12 protein-coding genes and 2 pseudogenes are annotated in these 18,679 nt (G+C 70.1%); 4 read left to right on the top strand and 10 right to left on the bottom strand.

The window, feature by feature from the left end; translation table 11 throughout:
• Positions 1–6 precede the first annotated feature (6 nt).
• The 9 genes and pseudogenes from trxA to ahcY all read right to left on the bottom strand — a co-directional run bounded on the left by trxA (position 7) and on the right by ahcY (position 13,836).
• Entirely contained in the window at positions 7–327 is a 321-nt protein-coding gene (gene trxA, locus ABS88_RS19150) for a thioredoxin TrxA (protein ID WP_067112728.1), read from the bottom strand.
• Between the two features lie 63 nt (positions 328–390).
• On the bottom strand, positions 391–3,849 hold the full coding sequence (addA, locus tag ABS88_RS19145; protein ID WP_104959831.1) for a double-strand break repair helicase AddA: 3,459 nt from the start codon (positions 3,847–3,849) through the stop codon (positions 391–393).
• A pseudogene (locus tag ABS88_RS19140) lies at positions 3,849–4,727 on the bottom strand (PD-(D/E)XK nuclease family protein); the annotation flags it as partial. The pseudogene ABS88_RS19140 and the gene addA, both read right to left, overlap by 1 nt.
• Position 4,728: 1 nt before the next feature.
• The coding region (gene addB / locus ABS88_RS19135; protein ID WP_353745114.1) for a double-strand break repair protein AddB at positions 4,729–6,794 on the bottom strand (2,066 nt) is incomplete at its 3' end.
• Between the two features lie 134 nt (positions 6,795–6,928).
• Positions 6,929–7,648: a nucleotidyltransferase family protein gene (locus tag ABS88_RS19130; protein WP_286750304.1), complete on the bottom strand. Its 720-nt coding sequence runs from the start codon at positions 7,646–7,648 to the stop codon at positions 6,929–6,931.
• On the bottom strand, positions 7,645–8,634 hold the full coding sequence (locus ABS88_RS19125) for an aminoglycoside phosphotransferase family protein (protein ID WP_104960368.1): 990 nt from the start codon (positions 8,632–8,634) through the stop codon (positions 7,645–7,647). The genes ABS88_RS19130 and ABS88_RS19125 overlap by 4 nt, the downstream gene beginning before the upstream one ends.
• On the bottom strand, positions 8,631–9,080 hold the full coding sequence (tsaE, locus tag ABS88_RS19120) for a tRNA (adenosine(37)-N6)-threonylcarbamoyltransferase complex ATPase subunit type 1 TsaE (RefSeq protein WP_076076650.1): 450 nt from the start codon (positions 9,078–9,080) through the stop codon (positions 8,631–8,633). The genes ABS88_RS19125 and tsaE overlap by 4 nt, the downstream gene beginning before the upstream one ends.
• Positions 9,081–9,425: 345 nt before the next feature.
• Positions 9,426–11,789, bottom strand: coding sequence for a sensor histidine kinase (locus ABS88_RS19115; RefSeq protein ID WP_286750303.1), 2,364 nt, complete (start codon positions 11,787–11,789; stop codon positions 9,426–9,428).
• Between the two features lie 637 nt (positions 11,790–12,426).
• A complete protein-coding gene (ahcY, locus tag ABS88_RS19110) occupies positions 12,427–13,836 on the bottom strand; it encodes an adenosylhomocysteinase (RefSeq protein ID WP_076076654.1) in 1,410 nt (469 codons plus the stop codon).
• Positions 13,837–14,319: 483 nt separating this feature from the next.
• Between ahcY and ABS88_RS19105 the strand changes: the two genes are divergently transcribed.
• A complete protein-coding gene (locus ABS88_RS19105; RefSeq protein ID WP_076076656.1) occupies positions 14,320–14,718 on the top strand; it encodes a hypothetical protein in 399 nt (132 codons plus the stop codon).
• Between the two features lie 4 nt (positions 14,719–14,722).
• Here the strand turns inward: ABS88_RS19105 and ABS88_RS19100 are convergent, their stop codons facing one another.
• Positions 14,723–15,286 (bottom strand): YqgE/AlgH family protein, encoded by a 564-nt coding sequence (locus ABS88_RS19100; RefSeq protein WP_076076657.1) that lies wholly within the window; start codon positions 15,284–15,286, stop codon positions 14,723–14,725.
• A 285-nt stretch (positions 15,287–15,571) separates the two neighbouring features.
• On the opposite strand from ABS88_RS19100, the gene ABS88_RS19095 reads away from it, so the two are divergent.
• From ABS88_RS19095 to ABS88_RS19085, 3 genes and pseudogenes are all read left to right on the top strand, one after another.
• Positions 15,572–16,051, top strand: a complete 480-nt coding sequence (locus tag ABS88_RS19095) for a peroxiredoxin (protein ID WP_067109558.1) — start codon at positions 15,572–15,574, stop codon at positions 16,049–16,051.
• A 73-nt stretch (positions 16,052–16,124) separates the two neighbouring features.
• A pseudogene (locus ABS88_RS19090) lies at positions 16,125–17,609 on the top strand (AMP nucleosidase); the annotation flags it as partial.
• 108 nt (positions 17,610–17,717) lie between these two features.
• The gene (locus ABS88_RS19085; RefSeq protein ID WP_104959834.1) at positions 17,718–18,491 is read left to right on the top strand and encodes an SDR family NAD(P)-dependent oxidoreductase; all 774 of its coding nucleotides are present in this window, start codon (positions 17,718–17,720) and stop codon (positions 18,489–18,491) included.
• The last annotated feature ends 188 nt before the right edge of the window (positions 18,492–18,679 follow it).

Below are 18,679 nucleotides of genomic sequence, written 5' to 3'. Positions count from 1 at the left end.
GCAGAGTTACAGCGCCCCTTCGAGCCAACCCTTGAGCGCGCTCTTGGGCGCGGCGCCGACCTTGGTTTCGGCGATCGCGCCATTCTTGAACAGGATCATCGTCGGGATGCCGCGCACGCCATAGCGCGCGGGGGCGTCGGGATGGTCGTCGATGTTGAGTTTGGCGATCACCACCTTGCCCGCGAGTTCGTCCGAAATTTCTTCGAGCGCCGGGCCGATCATCTTGCACGGACCGCACCATTCGGCCCAGAAATCGACGAGGACGGGGGTGTCGCTGTCGAGGACATCGGCCTGGAAGCTTGCGTCGGTGATCGCCTTGGTACCCATGGGGAAACTCCTGAATATATGTTTGATGCCAAGCTAGGGCGCGCGCGCGTTCGGCTCAAGGGGTCAATCCGGCAAATTCGCCTTGGTTGCCGCCAAGCCCGGCTTGTGCGGCGCCAGCACCGCAGCGTCGAGCCCGATCAGCGTCGGCCCCGCGGTATAAAGCAGCGCCGCGTCCACCGCCCGCCCCGGGAAGATCACCCTCAGCGCTTCGCGATAGGCGGCCATCTGGCGCAGATAGGCGGGCGCGACGTCTGCCGCGCTTTCGGGCACTCGCCGCCCGGTCTTGTAGTCGATGACGAGGATGCGCGCGTCGGTGACGAGCAGCCGGTCGACGATCCCCGCCACCACCGTGCCGTCGACCACCGCCGACAGCGGCACCTCCGCGAGGCTGCCGGGGCCGAACAGCGCCGCGTGCGCCGGATCGCCCAGCACCGCGAGCACCTCGTCCGCCATCGCCGCGCGATCGCGCTCGAACAGCGCCGGCGCCTGCGCCGCGAGCCAGCGTAGCGCGGCGGCGCGGCGGCGGTCGGACGCGACCGACGGCAGGCGCTCGAACAGCGCGTGGAGCAGCAGCCCGCGCTCGACCGCCGCGGCGCGCGCACCGCCTTGCGGCGGCGTCGCCACTTCGTCCTCGCCGAGCGCCGACGGAGCGAGCGGCCGCGGCGGCCGCGCCTCTTCCGGCGCCGGCCGGTGCGCCCAGGCGGGCAATACGAACGGCGGCGGCGCGGCCTTCGCCTCGCGCTCGCGGCGCGCCCATCGGCCGGCGTGGACGCGGTGGACCCGGCGGCGGCCCCACTGTGGCCCCGCCTCTTCCCAATCGCAGCCCATCGCCTCGAGCGCGCCCTGCGCCGCGGCGTGCCAGCTCGCCGCGGGGACCGACCGGTCGGGCGTTTTCGTCACCCCCGCGACGACCAGTATCTCCTCGGCCCGCGTCATCGCGACATAGAAAAGCCGCCAATGCTCCTCGGTCGCCGCGCGCGCCGCTGCCTCATAGGCGTCGGCGAGCGCGCCGTGGCGTTCGTCGCCGGGCAGCGCGAAGACGGGCAGTTTCTCCCACGCCGCGACGTCGACGGTGAAGGGCCGGTGCCCGATCCCAGCGTCGTCGGTCGCGTCGGCCAGGATGACGATCGGCGCCTGCAACCCCTTCGACCCGTGCACCGTCATCACGCGCACCACGTCGCTGCGCGCCTCGGTCTGGCGCTTGATCTCGGCGGCGCTGCCCTCGACGCTGGCGAGAAAGCCGAGCAGCGACACCGTCTCGCGCGCCTCGAAGGCGAGCGCCTGGCTCAGCAGTTCGTCGATCGGGTCGCGCGCCTCGCGCCCCAGCCGCGCATAGAGTCTGCGCCGCCCGTCGATGGGCCCCGACAGCAAGGTTTCGAGGAAGCGGAAGGGCGTGGTGTAATCGGCCATCGCCAGCAGGTGGCGCAGCGCCTCCATCGTCGCGGCGGGCAGGTCGCCCTCGGTCCTGCGCAGATGCTCCCAGATCGCGGCGCGCCCGCGTCCGCGGGTGCGCGCATAAAGCTCGTCCTGCGTCCAGCCGATCAGCGGCGAGACAAGCAGCGCCGCGAGGTTGAGGTCATCGAGCGGCTGCACCGCAAAGCGCATCGCCGCCATCAGGTCCTGCACCGCAAGCGGCTGGGTCAGCGCGAAGCGGTCGACGCCCGCGACCGGGACGTGCAGCGCCTGCAGGCGCGCGACGATCCGCGCCGCGAGGTCGCGGCGGCGGCGGACGAGGATCATCACGTCGCCGGGCGCGACCGGGCGGCCATCCTTGCCGTTCGCGATCCAGTCGCGAACCTCGTCGGCGATCGCGCGCGCGAGCCGCATGCTCGCGGGGTCGGAGGCGGGCGCGCCACTATCGCCCCCGGCGCCTTCGTCGCCCGCCTCGCCCGCACCGTCGGCTTCCGTATCGAGCGCCTTGCCTACCGGCAGCGGTGCCCAAAGCTCGACCTGCCCCGCCTGGTTCGAACGGAAGGGGCGGTGCGGCGGTTCGTCGCCGTCCAGCCCCATCGCCGCGGTGCCGCCCGCCGCGAGCCACGTATCGACGACTTCGAGCACCGCCGGGGTCGAGCGATAGTTGGAGACGAGATCGACCTGGCGGAACGCCTGCCCCGCCCGATCGCCCAGCGCATGGAACAGGTCGCGCGCGGTCGCGAAGGCTTTCGGTTCGGTGCCCTGAAAGCCGAAGATCGCCTGCTTGCGGTCGCCGACGGTGAACAGGGTGCGCGCGCGTTCCATATCGTCGCGATGGACCGCGAAAAACTCCTCGGCGAGCGACAGGACGATGCCCCACTGGCGCATGTTGGTGTCCTGCGCCTCGTCGACGAGGATATGGTCGGTGCGCTGGTCGAGCTTGAAGCGCACCCATTCGCCGAAGCTGCTGACGCGCAGCAGGCTGCCCGCGAGGGTGATGAGGTCGTCGAAATCGGCGAGCCCGCGTGTCCGCTTCGCCAGCGCATAGCCCTCGGCAAACCGGCTCCCGAGCTTCCATGCCGCCGCCAGCTCGTCGGCGACGCGCATCGCGGTCGCGGTGCCCCGCAGACCTGCCGCCGCCTCGACGATCCGCACCGCCGAATCGACGCAATCGGTCATCCGGCCCTTATCGCCCGCGAAATCCGCGCGCAGATCGCCCTTGCCGGTCAGGAAGCAGCCGATGAGGTCGTCGAGCATCGCCGCGCGCGCGCCGGGATCGGCCATCAGCCAGCCGACCATCTTGTCCGAACAGGCCTCTCCGGTTCGGGTACCCCACGCCGCGCCGCTCGTCGCCACCGCGCGGATGTCGGCATCGGCGATCGCCCCCGCCGCCAGTTGATCGGTGAGCCACGCATCGGGGTCGCCCACCGGCAGGTCGAAAGCGTCGCGCAGGTCGCGCGCCGACGGCGGCAGCAGCGCGCGCGGCCCGCCGAACGCCGCCGCGCAGCTCGACAGGAACGACAGCGCCGATTCGGGACCGAGCCGCCGCGACAGCATCGCCGCCGCGTCGCTGAGGTCAGCGCCATCTTCCCCGCCTTGCGCGCTCAGCAGGTCGCTCAGCACCTCGCGCTGCAGGGCTCCGGCCTCATCCTCCTCGATGGCGCGGAAACCGGGGAGCAGCCGCGCCTCCAGCGGAAAGCTGGCGAGCAGCGTCTGGCAGAAACTGTGGATCGTCTGGACGCGGATCGCGCCGCCGGGGCTGTCGATCACCGTCGCGAACAGCGACCGCGCGCGCGTCATCAGCCCCGGCCGCTGCCAGTCGAGCCCCAGCGCGTGCAGGTCGAGCCGCAGGTCGCCCTCGTCCATCCGCACCCACGCCGCGAGGCGTTCGTGGATGCGGTGCGCCATCTCGGCCGCGCCCGCCTTGGTGAAGGTGATGCACAGGATCGCTTCGGGCGATACGCCGCCCAGCATCAGCCGCAGCACGCGCGCCGAAAGCACCTGCGTCTTGCCGGTGCCCGCCGACGCGCCGAGCCAGACATGGTGCGCGGGATCGGCGGCGGCGCCCTGCCGCGGATCGAGCGTCGCGAGGCCAGCGGGCTTCGCCATCACTCGCCCTCCCCGCGCCCGAACCATTCGTCGCGGCGCATGAGCTGGTCGTAATCGCCGGGGCCCGCGACCTCGCCCGGCGCGAACGGCGCGTCGCCGAGCAGATAGCGGCCGGCGAGATCGACGAGCGCCCCGGCGGCGTGGTCGATCGCCTCTTCGGCGCTCTTGAGCCCGCCGCGCGGTCCATAGGTGCGGGATATCTTCCCGGCGCCGCCCGCGCGGCGGTCGGGGCGCAGGCTCCAATATTCGAGGCTCGCGACGGGCGCAGCGGCGATTCTCTCCATCTCGCCCGCGCGCGCGATCAGGCCGAGCAGGCCGAGCTGGTTGTCAAGCCTGTCGTGCGCCGCCTTGGCGCTCGGCGCGCCCCCCGACTTGTAATCGACGATGGCGAGGCTGCCGTCCTCGTTGCGGTCGATCCGGTCGGCCTTGCCGTGAAGCGTGATGCCGTCGGCGGTCAACTCACCGCGCGCCTCGACCGCGAGCGGCCGGCGCCCCTCGGCGCTCCAGACCTGCTGAGCCGCCCAGCGCAGCGCGGGCTCGATGCGCGGCAGCCAGAAGGCGCGCGCGATGGCGTCGAGCGCCGGGTCGGTGCGCAGCGCGGCGATTTCGGCCTCGAACCCCTCGCGCGTCGCGCCGCCGCGCACCCAGTCCTCGAACAACTGGTGGATGCGCGTGCCGCGCCAGCGTGGATCGGGCGCGGCGCTGAGCGGGTCGAGCGGCGACAGGCCGAGCATCTGGTTCGCATAATAAGCGAAGGGATCGCGCGCGAGCCGGTCGAGCGCGGTGACGCTGATCCGGCGCGGCCGGTCGGCGGCGGGGGGCGCGGGGCGCGGCCGCGGCGTCGGCCGCGGCTCGCCCGGCGGCGCATCGAGTTCGGCNCCGCCGGGGGCGGGCTCGGTCAGGTCGCCCGCCAGCGCCGATAGCCGCAGCCAGAATCGCGACGCGACCACCGGGTCGCCGCCGCTGCGCTGCGCGCGCGTCACGACGATCTCGCGCGCGCCGAGCGCCCCGGCGAAATCATGCGCCGCCAGCCCCTGCTGCCGCTCGGGCGCCGGCAGGCCCAGCAGGCGGCGGATGCCGGGCGCGAGCCACGGGTCGGGCTGCGTCGCGGCGGGCCAGCGGCCCTCGTCGAGCCCGCCGAGGATCATCAGGTCGGCGCGCTGCAGCCGCGCTTCGAGCAGGCCCCAGATGAACAGCCGCGGGTGCCCGCCATAGGGGGGCCGCACGCTCGCCTGCGCCAACAGCTGGCCGAGCATCGCGGGAAAATCGGCCGGATCGACGCGCTCCGGGCCCGCGCCGCGCGCGAGCGCCCACGCGTCGAACAGTTCGGCGAGCATCCGCCCCGCCGGTCCGGCCCACACCGCGTCGCCGGTCAGCCGCTCGAGCCCCGCCTGCAAGGCGCCGAGCAGCGTCGCGGGCGGCGTCGGCCCGGCGGCGAAGGGCGCCAGCGTCGCGCCGAGCGCCTCCGACAGCTCGTCCCACCATGGCCCGAGCGCCGCCGCCAATGCGTGCCCGCGCGCCTTCGGGTCCGCCGCACGCGCCACGATGCGCGCCGTCACACCCGCCCAGCCCGGCGTCAGCCCCGGCTCGCGCAGCAGCAGGTCGAGCCGCCGCACCTGGTCGAGCCACGCAGCGCGCTCTTCTCCCTTGCGCACGAGCGGATGGCCGAGCAGCGACACCAGCGCGACCGGATCGAAATCGGCCGCCAGCCCGGCGAGCAGCAGCAACAGGGCGCCAGGCGGCGTCTGCGCGAGCGGCTGGCCCGCGCTGTCGTCGACCGCGATGCCCCAGCGCGTCAGCGCCGCCGCGACCCGTTCGGCCAGCGCGCGATCGGGGGTCACCAGCGCCGCGGTGCGCCCGGGGGTCTCGATCGCCTCGCGCATCAGCAGCGCGATCCCCTGCGCCTCCTGCCCGGCGTCGGCGAAGACGGCGCCCGACAGGCCGGCGGTCGCCGCCGACAGGTCGCCCGCCGCCTGCCACTGCGCGCTATAGGCGGCGGGCGCGAAGAGCAACGAAACGAAGGGCGTGCGCGCCTCCGGCCCGTCGAAATCGGACACCGCATCCCACGCCTGAACCTCGTCGCGGCTCGCGCCCATGCGGTCGAGCAGCAGCTTGAGATGATATTGCGGATGCGTTTCGAGCGGGCGCGCCGGATCGTCGGCATCGGATCGCGTCGGCCCGAGCGCGTCCCATTCCTCTGCCGCCATGACCGGGTCGAGCCCGGGCAGCACCACCATGCCGCGCTCCATTCCGGCGACGGTGCGCAGCAGCCGAGCGACGGCGGGCGCCGCGGTGGTGATCCCCGCCGCGACCACGAAGCGCGCCGGCGGCGCCTTGCGCCAGCCTTCGCGCACGCGGTCGAGCAATTGGTTGCGACGCTCGGCGCGGTCGATGCTGCCGGTGGCGGCGAGCACGCCCGGCCAATGGTCGACGAGCAGCCGCAACCGCGCGAGCGATGCCTGCCAATGGCCGGCGAAGGCCCCCAAGTCGAGATCGACGAGCGCCGACACCGTCCGCTCCTCATAATGGAGCTGGTCGATCACGCGCGCCAGCCCGTCGGCAAGCTGGAAGGCGGCGGCGCCCGTAATCGCCGCTTCGCCCTCCGGCGTGTACCGTTCGATCAGTTCGGCGAGCAGCAGGCGTCGACGCAGCGGGTCGATGGCGGGCGGCAGCGGTTCGGCCTCGTCGATCGCATCGAGCGCCAGCGCGACGCTCTCGTCGAGGTCGGCGTCGCCGATCACCGCGAGCCGCGGCATCAGCAGCCCCGCCCCGCCCGCACGCACGAACGCCGCCTGCACCGCGCTCTTCGCGCGATTGCTCGGCAGCAGGATCAATCCTTCGGCAAGGCCGAGCGCCCCGTCGGCGAAGCGCGCGATCAGCCCCGCCGCCAGCGCGTCGGCGAAAGCCCGATGGATCGGGATGGAGAAGATGGCGGGACGAAGCACGGTCACGGAAATTCGTAACTTCCTTTATCCGTTCGCCCTGAGCTTGTCGAAGGGCCGTTCTTTTCTACGTTGAAGGAAGGACGGTGCTTCGACAAGCTCAGCACGAACGGCCAATTGGGATGGCGCTCTATCCGTCAAACCCCGCCCAGCGCCGCCTCGGTCGGCGCGATCGCCGCCGGGGTGCCGACATCGAACCATTGTCCCATGTGCGCGAGGCCGTAGAGGCGGCCCGCCGCGATGGCACGGTCCCACAATATGTTGGTCGAGAACGCCCCCTCCGGCGCGTCGTCCAGAAAACGGCGCGACACGAGTTGGATGCCGGTGAAGACGAAGGGCGCGACGCGGCCCGGCCTGCGCCGCGACAGCCGCCCCGCCGCGTCCATGTGAAAATCGCCCTGCCCGCCATGCCCGCGCGCGCTGGCATGCTCGACCACCAGCAGCAGCGCGTCCATCGCGGCGCCGTCCCAGTGATGCGCCAGGCTGCGGATGCTGTTCTGCGGCCCGTCGGTCCAGATATTGTCGCTGTTGACGATCAGCATCGGATCGCCCTTCAGCAGCGGCAGCGCCTTGACCATCCCGCCGCCGGTTTCGAGCAGCCGGTCGCGCTCGTCGGAGATGGCGATGTCGAACGGCCGCCGCTGCGCCGCGAGATGCGCCTCGAGCGCGTCGGGCAGATAATGGACGTTGACCACGACATGGCCGATGCCCGCCGCCTCGATCCGGTCGAGGCTGTGATCGATCAGCGGCTTGCCCGCGACGCGCACCAGCGGCTTGGGCCGCGTCGCGGTCAGCGGCCGCATCCGCTTGCCGATCCCCGCCGCCATCACCATCGCGCTTTCGATCGTCGCGCTCATGCTTCCGTCACCTTCCAGGCCTCCGCCCGTTTCCCGGCGGGAACATGGGCATCGAACCACGCCTTCACCGGCGCGAGCGCGGGATGCGTCAGGTCGCGTTCGAGCAAGCCCCACATGCGCGGCTGGAACCGGCGGTATCCCGGCTTTCCGTCGCGCTTCCACAGCCGCACGAAGACGCCGAGGATGCGCGTGTTGCGCTGCGCGGCCAGCGCCCAATAGGCGGCACGGAAGCGGTCGTCGCGCGCCGTCGCGGCGACATAGCGGTCGAGCATCGCGGCCTCCACCGCCGGGGTCACGTCGCGCCGCGCATCCTCCAGCACCGAGGCGAGGTCGTAGGCGGGATGGCCGACGAGCGCGTCCTGAAAGTCGAGCAGGCCGAAATGGGCGATGCCCTCTCGCCCGCCGAGCAGCATGATATTCTCGGCATGGAAATCGCGCAGCACCGTGACGCGCGCGATCCCGTCGGCGGCGACCGGCGCCAGCGCCGCCTCCCACGCGGCGCGGAACGCATCGCGATCGACCTCCAGCCCCAGCGCCGGGGCGTACCAGTCGGGAAAGAGCATCACCTCGTCGAGCCATTGGTCGAGCCCGTGCACCGGCAGTTCCGGCATCGCCGGGCGCGCGTGGAGCCGCGCGAGCAGGTCGACCACCCCCGCATAATAGCCGGCCTCGGCCTCCGGCCTTTCGTCGAGCGTCTCGCGCAGGCGGACGTCGCCGAAATCCTCGATCAGCAGCAGCCCCCGCTCCAGATCGCGCGCGAGGATCGCGGGCGCGGTCAGCCCCTGCGCGCACAGCCATTCGGCCACCGCGACGAAGGGGCGCGGGTCCTCGTGCGGCGGTGGGGCGTCCATCAGCACCGCCTGCCGGCCGTCGCCGACGACCCGGAAATAGCGGCGGAAGGAGGCGTCGCCCGCCAGCGGCAGGATCTGCGCGTCGCCCCAACCGTGCGCGGCAAGGAACGCCGGGGCATCGGCGGGCGGAATCATCGAAGCGGCCATCGCGCTTCCCAAGCCGCCGGCACCTGCGCTGTCAAGACGCGCGCGTCGCCGCTGCCCGAAATCGTCAGCGCCAGCGCATCGGGCCAGCCCTCCGGCCCCAGCCGCTCGGGCCATTCGATCAGCAGCGCGCCGTCATGCCGGTAATCGTCGAGCCCCAGCTCGATCAGTTCGTCCGCCCGCTCGATGCGATAAAGATCGACATGGGCGATGGGCAGATCGACCTCGGGCGGCGCATAGGGCTGAACGATCGCGAAGGTCGGGCTCGGCGCCTCGCCCGCCAGCCCGCGCGCCTTGAGCATCGCGCGCGCCAGCGTCGTCTTGCCCGCGCCGAGATCGCCCGACAGCAGAACGACGTCGCCGGGCACCAGCACCGCGCCGATCGCGGCGCCGATGCGGCCGGCGTCTTCGAGCGCGTAGGGGTGGCGCGTTTGCATGATTACCGTCGCCTTTGCGGAGGTTGCGGGCGACAGCATCGCCTGCTCCGGCGAACCGGGAGATCATTCGCGCAGAGGCGCGGAGATCGCAGAGAAGGTTGTGAGGATTCACGCAGAGACGCGGAGACGCGGAGATGGAGGTTCGGGCCGACAGGCCCACTCTCATCCCATACGGCACGGCCGGACGCGAGGTCGAATAGAGAAAGCCGCTTCGCGGCAATCACGACATCTCCGCGTCTCCGCGTCTCCGCGTGAACAAAAATCACTGCGATCTCCGCGCCTCTGCGCGAATCCTTTTTCGCCGCGGAAGAACGACAGGGCTCGGTCACCGCGCTCGATCGCACGTCACGCGCCCCGCGGCAGGTGGATGCGCACCAGCGTTCCCTGCCCCTTCTCGCTCAGCACCTCCATCGTCCCGCCGTGCGCAGCGACGAGCTGGCGCGCGAGCGCTATGCCGATGCCACCGCTCTGGGTTCCCGCCTGCTCGCCGCGCGTCACCGCCGCGACCGCTTCGGGAAGCCCCGGCCCATTGTCGGACACGACGATCTCCACCCCCCGCGCATCGCCGTCGGCGTGCAGGAGCACCCGGCCGTCGCCGCGCCGCGCGGGCGCGGTATAGCGGATCGCATTGTCGAGCAGCCCGGCGAACAGGCGCGACAGCCGCGGCGCGTCGCCGTCGATCCGGCCGAGCCCATCGGCAAGCTGGCCGACCAGCTCGACCTTCTCGTCCCCCGCGAGCGCCCCGGCGTCGCCGAGCGCGGCGTCGAGCAGCACGCGGACATCGACCGGCGCGCGCTCGATCGCCAGCGTCCCCGCCTCCCCCTGCGCGAGGTCGAGCACATTGTCGATCTGGCGCGACAGCACGCCGACCGAATCGATGATCGCATCGACATAGGCCTGCTGCTGCTCGCCGAGCTTGCCCGCATAGCCCGCCTGCAACATTTCGGCGAAGCCGCCGATCGAGGTCAGCGGCGTCCGCAGCTCGTAACTCATCCGCGACAGGAAGGCGGTCTTGACCTTGTCCGCCGCCTCCAGCGCCTCGTTGCGCTCGCGCAGCGCGCCCTCGATCTTGCGGCTGTCGGTGACGTCGAGCATGATCAGCAGCGCGTTGCCGTCGGGCAGCGGGATCGCCGCGAAATCGAAATGACGCCCGTCGCGGAAGCGGATCTGCCCGACGCGCTGCTGGCGTTCGAGCGTCGCGGCGCGGATTACCTCCTGCACGATGCTGATCTGGTTGGGCTTGGCGAGCCGGTCGGCCAGCCCGTTCATCAGCTGGTCGACGCGCGGATGCGCGGCCAGCGTCGGCTCGTCGACGCTCCACAGCCGGCGGAAGCGCTGGTTCCACAGGTGGAGCCGCCCGTCGGGGGCGAAGACCGCGACCGCCTCGAACAGATTGTCGAAGGTCGCGGTGCGCACGCGCTGCAGCGTGTCGCGCGTCGAGGCGAGCTGCACCTGCTCGGTGCGGTCCTCGGCGATCAGCAGCAGGCCGCCGTCGGGGGTCGGCTGGGCGACGACGTGCAGGTGGGTGCCGTCGCGCAGCAGCCATTCCTCCTCGCCCGCCTCGGCACGCGCGAACCAGTCGACATGCGCCTGCCGCCACTGCGGATAGTCGCGCACCTCGGGCGTCCGCCCGGCGTCGCGCCACGCATCGAGCAACCGCGCGAACGAGCGCGCCTCGGCCACCTCGTCGGCGCCGATCGCGAAGAGGCGGCGGAACGGCAGGTTGGCGAAGACCAGTTCCTGATCGGGGCCGAACTGCGCGACCGCCGCCGACAGCCGGTCGAGCAGTTCGCGCTGGGTATCGACGAAGCGCCGGTGCGCGCCGCGCTCGCTCTCCAGTTCCTGAATGTCGATGGCATAGCCGGCGATGCCGATCACCCGCCCGCCCTCGGGCGCCAGCGGCACGTCGACGACGCGCATGATCCGCCGCTCGCCCTCGATCGTCACCGGCACGGTCCGCTGCTGCGCCGACCCGGCGGCGCGCGCCGCCTCTGCGGCGTCGGTCGCGCTGACCCCGGCGACGGGCTCGCACAGCTCGGTGCCCTCGTCGATCACCGCCGCGGCGCTCTTCGCCTCGACCGCGCGGACATAGGCGGCGTTGACCAGCGCGAGCCGCATGTCGGTCTCGCGGAACCACATCGGGAAGGGCGCCGCCTCGATCAGCCCCGACAGCGCTTCGAACGCCGCCATCGCCTCGTCGCGCTCGGCGCGCGCGCGGACGAGCGCCTGCTGACCATCGGTCGCATCGCTCAGCCACAGCAGCACGCTGCCCGGTCCGCCGACCGCCGGCGGCGCCGCCATGCCCTGAAAGACGATGGTGCGGCTGCCGCCCCGCGGCGTCAGGTTCAGCGTGAAAGGCTTGGCGCCGCGCTGCGCGCCGAGGATCGCCTGCCGCAGCGCTTCGTGCCCCGCGGCGTCGAGCCCGGCATCGAGCCCGCGCAGTTCGTCGAAATTGCGCGGACCGCCGTCGAGCCCGAGCCAGCGCCCGAGCCGCTCGCCCGCCTCGATCCGCCAGTCGGCGCGGACGATGACGGGAAGCTGCGGCGACGCCTCGACCAGGCTCGCCAGCCGCTCGGTCTGCCCGGCGACGAAGGCCGAGCGCCGCTGCATCGCGATGCCGCGTCCGACCGCCCACAGTCCGGCGATCAGCCACAGGGCGGCGAACAGGCCGAGCGCGAACAGCGATGCCGGGGAAAGCGGATCGCTCATCCCGTTTCGCATCCTCGCATGTCCGGCCGTTCCGCGCGCATGACCGATGCCCTACCGGCGATGCGGGGATGTTTCAATCGCATGTCGGCGCCGGTTGCCGCGCCCCGCCTTCCGATGGGCGCGCGGCTGTGGAAAAGCCGAGCGTGGTGGAAGTTCGATGGGTGTCTCGACTTGGTCGACACGAACGCAACGACAGGTCGGATATAGGGCTCGATGGCTTAGCGCATCGTGCGCTAAATCTGAACCGTTTGCCCTGAGCCTGTCGAAGCCTGTCCTGAGCGCCTGCAAGGCAGTCGAAGGGGGCTGTTCTTTCTTTCGAGACGCAAGAAGAAGGACGGTGCTTCGACAAGCTCAGCCCGAACGGCAGAAAGGATGATGCAGGTTTAACGCACGATGCTCTAAGCCTGATGACACGGCCTTGAATCGTCATTGCGAGCGGAGCGAAGCAATCCAGAGTCCGGGTAAACCGCCCTGGATTGCTTCGCTCCGCTCGCAATGACGAAGAAAATTTTCGACCGGCCGCGGACACGGGTTTTCGGCGAACCGAACGAAAAAGAGGGCGACCAGGCCGCCCTCTTCCTTTCTCCGCGATCGCCGCGGTCCCGGCGCGAAATCGTCCGCGCCGAAGCCGGAAGCGTCAATAGCGGTAATGGTCGGGCTTGAACGGCCCCTCGACCGGCACGCCGATATAGTCGGCCTGCTTCTGCGTCAGCTTCGACAGCTTCACGCCCAGCTTTTCGAGGTGCAGCGCCGCGACCTTCTCGTCGAGATGCTTGGGCAGGACATAGACGTCGTTCTGATACTCGCCCGCCTTGGTGAACAGTTCGATCTGCGCGAGCGTCTGGTTGGTGAAGCTCGACGACATGACGAACGACGGGTGGCCCGTCGCGCAGCCGAGATTGACCAGCCGGCCCTTGGCAAGGATGATGATCTCCTTGCCGTCGGGGAATTTGACCAGGTCGGTGCCCGGCTTGACCTCGGTCCAGTCGTAGTTGGCGAGCGCCGCGATCTGGATCTCGCTGTCGAAATGACCGATGTTGCACACGATCGCCATCGGCTTCATCGCCGCCATATGCTCGGCGGTGATGACGTCGGCGTTGCCGGTCGCGGTGCAGAAGATGTCGGCGCGGGTCACCGCCTCGTCCATCGTCACCACCTCATAGCCCTCCATCGCCGCCTGCAGCGCGCAGATCGGGTCGACTTCGGTGACGAGCACGCGCGCGCCGCCGTTGCGCAGGCTCGCCGCCGAGCCCTTGCCGACGTCGCCGAAGCCCGCGACGCACGCAACCTTGCCCGCCAGCATCACGTCGGTGGCGCGGCGGATCGCGTCAACCAGCGATTCCTTGCAGCCATAGAGATTGTCGAACTTCGACTTGGTGACGCTGTCGTTGACGTTGATCGCGGGGAAGGGCAGCTTGCCCTCCTTGGCGATCTGGTAGAGGCGGTGGACGCCCGTGGTCGTCTCTTCGGACACGCCCTTGATGTTGCGGACGCTCTTGGTCAGATAACCGGGCTTGGCGGCGAGGAACGCCTTGAGCGCGCGGACGAATTCGACTTCCTCGGCATTGGTGGGCTCGAACAGCGCCTCGCCCGCCTCGACCCGCACGCCCCACAGCGCGAACATGGTGGCGTCGCCGCCGTCGTCGAGGATCATGTTGGCGGTCTGGTCGTCGCCCCAGTCGAAGATGCGCCCGACATAGTCCCAATAGTCGGCAAGGCTTTCGCCCTTCACCGCGAACACCGGTGTGCCGCCCGCGGCGATCGCGGCGGCGGCATGGTCCTGGGTCGAGAAGATGTTGCAGGTCGCCCAGCGCACCTCGGCCCCCAGCGCGATCAGCGTTTCGATCAGCACCGCGGTCTGGATCGTCATGTGCAGCGACCCGGTGATGCGCGCGCCCTTCAGCGGCTGCGCGGCGCCATATTCCTCGCGCAGCGCCATCAGGCCCGGCATTTCGGTTTCGGCGATCGCGATCTCCTTGCGGCCGAAGTCGGCAAGGCCGATGTCGGCGATCACATAGTCACGGGTTTCGGCGGCAAGAGTGGCCACGATTCATGTCTCCTGTCAGGCGGCACGGCCGCGCGCACGCGACCGGCGATGATGCGCGGCGCCCTAGCCGAAAGCGGCTCGGCGTTCAAATATAAACTTTTCTTTATATCGCGCCCCAAACACTGTTGAGCCACATTGTTGAACCACAGCGTCGAACCGAGGCCGTCGCATGACGTCGACCGGATCGCCACCCGCGAACCGTGAAGCCGCGCGGCGATCGGGCTTGATGCGGAACGCCCGTGCGAATCGCATTCCATCCGGAACGCACACGAAAAAATTTTCGCCTCGTCCGATATGTGACAGCTGCGCATGGCAGCGCGCGGTCGCAGTCAGGCATCGTCAGGATATTGATAATCCTGACTTATAATGCGCCATGCGATGAGCGTAATCGCCTATTGTGACAATATTGTTACAACTGCTTGGAAATATTGACTTTTTCCCGATTGCGATGGAAAATCGGCCAAAGTTTCGGGGAGATAGGAAATGAAGAAAATCATGCTGCCGCTGCTCGCTGTCGCTTTCGCGAGCCCCGCCGCGGCGCAATCGATCGTCGTCGTCACCGCGCCGCAGGCCGATTCGACGGTGCTGCCGGTCGCCTATGCCGAGCTTCGGGCCGGCGAGAATACGGCCGCGGTGACGAAGCTGACCGGCAATGCCGCGCTCGACGCGCGCGACCCGTCGCGGCTGATCAATCTCGGCACCGCTTATGCCCGGCTCGGCCGGACCGCCGATGCGGCGGCGGCCTATGAAGCGGCGGCGGCCAGCCCGATCCGCTACGACCTCGAACTCGCCGACGGCCGCTATATGGATTCGCGCTGGGCGGCCCGCACCGCGCTGGCGCGCCTCGGCGGCGGCCAGCCGCTGCTCGCGCTCGCGCGCTGATCGGTCAGGCTTCGCCGCCCTCGGTGGTGAGCAGGCGGGCGTCGACGCCGGCTTCCGCGAACGCGGCCTGCCAGCGCCGGGCAGGAGGGGTTTCGAACAGCAGCGCGTCGCTGCCCGGCGTGACATGCCAGCCGTGGCGCACCATCTCGTCCTCCAGCTGACCCGGCGACCAGCCGGCATAGCCGAGCGCGACCAGCCATCGCGTCGGGCCGCGTCCTTCGCCGATCGCGCGCAATATGTCGTGCGAGCTCGACAACATCCAGCGGTCGGCGACCTGCACCGCGCCCTCGCCGCCCCAGTCGCGGCTGTGGAGGACGAAGCCGCGCGACGGCTCGACCGGCCCGCCCAGGAACACCGGCTGCTCCAGCGGATCGTCGTGCGCGATGTCGAGCTGATCGAGCACCGCGCCGACGGTCATGCCGTCGATCGGATCGGCAACCCCGATCCCCATCGCGCCCTCCGCATCGTGGCTGATCATCGCGATCACCGCCTGCTCGAAGCGCGGATCGCCGATCCCCGGCAGGGCGAGCAGCAACTGGCCGGTGAACCAGGCAGGGGTGGATTCCATCGCCGCACCATGGACGCGCGCGCCGCCCGGGTCCAGCGCCTTTGCCGCAATCTCGCTCTCCCCCCTCCCGCAAGCGGGAGGGGCAGCGAGGCTTGGCAGCTTGCTGCCTAGCCGCAGCGGGGTGGGCAGACGCACCGTCACCCCCCGCCCCCACCCGCTTGCGGGAAGGGAGATCGGGTGGACGCATCATATTCAAAATGACCCGCGACCCCGTCCCGCTTGACTCGCGCCCGTCACAATCCGATGTCACCGCCATTCCAATCCCCTCGATGAAAGGATGCCGACATGACGATCCAGACCGGAGACAAGCTGCCCGACGCCAAGCTGGTGAAGGTGACCGAGAACGGCCCCGAACAGGTGAACGCCGCCGATTATTTCAAGGGCCGCAAGGTCGCGCTCTTCTCGGTTCCCGGCGCCTTCACGCCGACCTGTTCGGCGAAGCACCTGCCGGGCTATGTCGACAAGGCCGACGAACTGAAGGCGAAGGGCATCGACGAGATCGCCTGCACCGCGGTCAACGACGCCTTCGTGCTCGGCGCGTGGAGCAAGAATGCCGGCGCCGATCAGGTGACGATGCTCGCCGACGGCAACGGCGATTTCGCCGAAGCGGTCGGGCTGACGATGGACGGCACCGCCTTCGGCCTCGGCAAGCGCGGCCAGCGCTTCTCGATGATCGTCAACGACGGCGTCGTCGAACAGCTCAACGTCGAGGCCCCCGGCGAATTCAAGGTGTCGAGCGCCGACCATATGCTCGAGCAGCTTTGATCGGGGCGGGGCGGGCGCCGACGGCAGGCCCGCCCCCTTCCCTTTTGCCCCGATTTCGTGCAAGAGCGCCGCGATGACATCGCCTTCATCGCTTTCTCCCGACATCGCCGATACCGACGCGCTCGTCGAAACGATCATCGCCGAACTGAAGACGAAATTCCGCGACGCGGTCGTCGCGCTCAAATCGGCGATCGCCGCCTATGTGCACGACGGCACCCTGCCCCCGGCGGACGCCGCCGCGACCGGCCTGTTCGACTATCCGGCGCTGCGCCTCGTCACCAATGGCGAGTTCCGCGACGGCCAGGGCGGGCATAATCTGGCCTTCGGTCATTTCGAGCGCGCGGGCGAATTCGTCACCACCGTCACCCGCCCCGACCTGTTCGAAGCCTATCTGCGCGAACAGCTCAGCCTGCTGGTGCGTCATTACGACATGACGCTGGAGGTGACGCGCACCGGGCAGCAGATCCCCTTCCCCTACGTGCTCGACGCGAGCGACGGGTCCGACATGGGCGGCGTCACCCCGCTCGAACTCGCGCGCCATTTCCCGACCACCGACCTCGCCGACATCGGCGACGAGCTGGCCGACGGGCTGTTCGGCGCCGACCCCGCGGCGTCGCTGCCGCTCGCGCTGTTCGATGCGCTGCGCACCGATTTCAGCCTCGCGCGGCTGCGCCACTACACCGGCACCGCGCCCGAGCATTTCCAGCGCTATATCCTGTTCACCAACTATCATCGCTATGTCGACGAGTTCGTCGCCTGGGCGGGCGCGCAGGTGGGGCGGGATCGCTACACGGCGCTCGCAGGCGCCGGCGGCCTCTATGTCGACCGGGCGGGCGTCGATGCGAGCGCGCTCGTCGCCGACAGCGCATGGCGGCGGCACCAGATGCCCGCCTATCACCTGATCGCGCCCGACGGCAGCGGCATCACCCTCGTCAACATCGGGGTCGGCCCGTCGAACGCCAAGACGATCTGCGATCACCTCGCGGTGCTGCGGCCGGAGGCGTGGATGATGATCGGCCATTGCGGCGGGCTGCGCCCCAGCCAGCGCATCGGCGACTATGTGCTCGCCCACGCCTATCTGCGCGACGACCATATCCTCGATTCGGTGCTGCCGCCCGAAATCCCGATCCCGCCCATCGCCGAGGTGCAGCAGGCGCTCGCCGGCGCGGCGGAGGCGGTGTCGGGAACGAGCGGCGCCGACCTCAAGAAGCGGATGCGCACCGGCACCGTCGTCACCACCGACGACCGCAACTGGGAATTGCGCTTCACCGACTCGGCGCTGCGCTTCTCGCAATCGCGCGCGATCGGCATCGACATGGAAAGCGCCACCATCGCGGCACAGGGTTACCGTTTCCGCGTTCCCTACGGCACGCTGCTCTGCGTCAGCGACAAGCCGCTGCACGGCGAACTGAAGCTGCCCGGACAGGCGAACCGTTTCTACGAGGAGGCGATCGCCGCGCATCTGCAGATCGGCATCCGCACCTGCGAGATGCTGCGCGACGAAGGCCCGCGACTCCACAGCCGCAAGCTGCGCGCATTCAACGAACCGCCGTTCCGAGTCGAGACACCCATCAATGTGGCGCCGTACCGATGGGTGTCTCGACTTCGCTCGACACGAACGGAAAGGTGGGTCAGGTTAAAGGCGCGCACTCGAGAAGGACGGCCCATGACGAACCCAGCCCCCAACCTGTCGCGCTCGGTCGTCGGCCGCGTCGCCATCGTCACCGGGGCGGCCAGCGGCATGGGCCGCGCCACCGCGCTGCTGCTCGCGAGCGAAGGCGCGAAGGTCGCGGTGACCGATCTCGACCTCGCGGCGTGCGAAGCGGTCGCGGCCGAAGCCGGCGACAACGCCCGCGCCTTTGCCCTCGACGTGTCGGACGGCGAGGCGATCGGGCGCACCGTCGCACAGGTCGCGGCGACCTTCGGCGGCATCGACATCCTGATCAACAACGCCGGGGTGTCGAGCTTCTGCCCGCTCGACGCCGACGATTACGAGGCGATCTGGCACCGCGCGATTACGGTGATGCTGACCGCGCACCAGCGCATGGTGCGCGCGGCGCTGCCGTGGCTGCGCCGGAGCGACGCGGCGCGCATCGTCAACATCGCCTCGACCGAGGGGCTCGGCGCGACGCCCGGCGACACGCCCTATGTCGCCGCAAAGACCGGCGTCACCGGCCTGACGCGCGGCCTCGCGGTCGATCTGGGCAAGGAGGGGATCACCGTCAACTGCATCTGCCCCGGCCCGATCCGCACCGGCATGACCGACGCGGTGCCCGAAGCCGACAAGGCGGTCTTCGCGAAGCGCCGCACCGCGCTGCGCCGCTACGGCGAGCCCGAGGAGGTCGCGCATGTGACGCTGAGCCTCGTCCTGCCCGCCGCGAGCTACATCACCGGCGCGGTGATCCCCGTCGACGGCGGCCTGACGGCACGCAACGCCTAAAGTGTTTTCAAGTCAGGTGGAATCACCTGACGACTCGGAAAACACGGTAAAACAAGAATCTAGAGTGCCGGTTTTGATTCAATTAGAGAATCGAGCATTAAATCTGAACCGTTTGCCCCCCGCTTTCGCGGGGGCAGGCTCTGAGCTTGTCGAAGCCTGTCCTGAGCGCCTGCAAGGCAGTCGAAGGG

The organism is Sphingopyxis sp. SCN 67-31 (assembly GCF_001725095.1).
Note: the sequence above shows the minus strand (reverse complement) of the source record. Positions and strands in the feature narration are given on the sequence as shown.

What these genes read in the sequence shown, in the direction of transcription:
- ABS88_RS19115 (WP_286750303.1), bottom strand. Translation starts at nt 11,789, where the DNA reads ATGAGCGATCCGCTTTCCCCGGCATCGCTGTTCGCGCTCGGCCTGTTC.
- tsaE (WP_076076650.1), bottom strand. Translation starts at nt 9,080, where the DNA reads ATGCAAACGCGCCACCCCTACGCGCTCGAAGACGCCGGCCGCATCGGC.
- ABS88_RS19125 (WP_104960368.1), bottom strand. Translation starts at nt 8,634, where the DNA reads ATGATTCCGCCCGCCGATGCCCCGGCGTTCCTTGCCGCGCACGGTTGG.
- trxA (WP_067112728.1), bottom strand. Translation starts at nt 327, where the DNA reads ATGGGTACCAAGGCGATCACCGACGCAAGCTTCCAGGCCGATGTCCTC.
- ABS88_RS19130 (WP_286750304.1), bottom strand. Translation starts at nt 7,648, where the DNA reads ATGAGCGCGACGATCGAAAGCGCGATGGTGATGGCGGCGGGGATCGGC.
- addA (WP_104959831.1), bottom strand. Translation starts at nt 3,849, where the DNA reads ATGGCGAAGCCCGCTGGCCTCGCGACGCTCGATCCGCGGCAGGGCGCC.
- ABS88_RS19100 (WP_076076657.1), bottom strand. Translation starts at nt 15,286, where the DNA reads ATGGAATCCACCCCTGCCTGGTTCACCGGCCAGTTGCTGCTCGCCCTG.
- ABS88_RS19105 (WP_076076656.1), top strand. Translation starts at nt 14,320, where the DNA reads ATGAAGAAAATCATGCTGCCGCTGCTCGCTGTCGCTTTCGCGAGCCCC.
- ABS88_RS19095 (WP_067109558.1), top strand. Translation starts at nt 15,572, where the DNA reads ATGACGATCCAGACCGGAGACAAGCTGCCCGACGCCAAGCTGGTGAAG.
- ABS88_RS19085 (WP_104959834.1), top strand. Translation starts at nt 17,718, where the DNA reads ATGACGAACCCAGCCCCCAACCTGTCGCGCTCGGTCGTCGGCCGCGTC.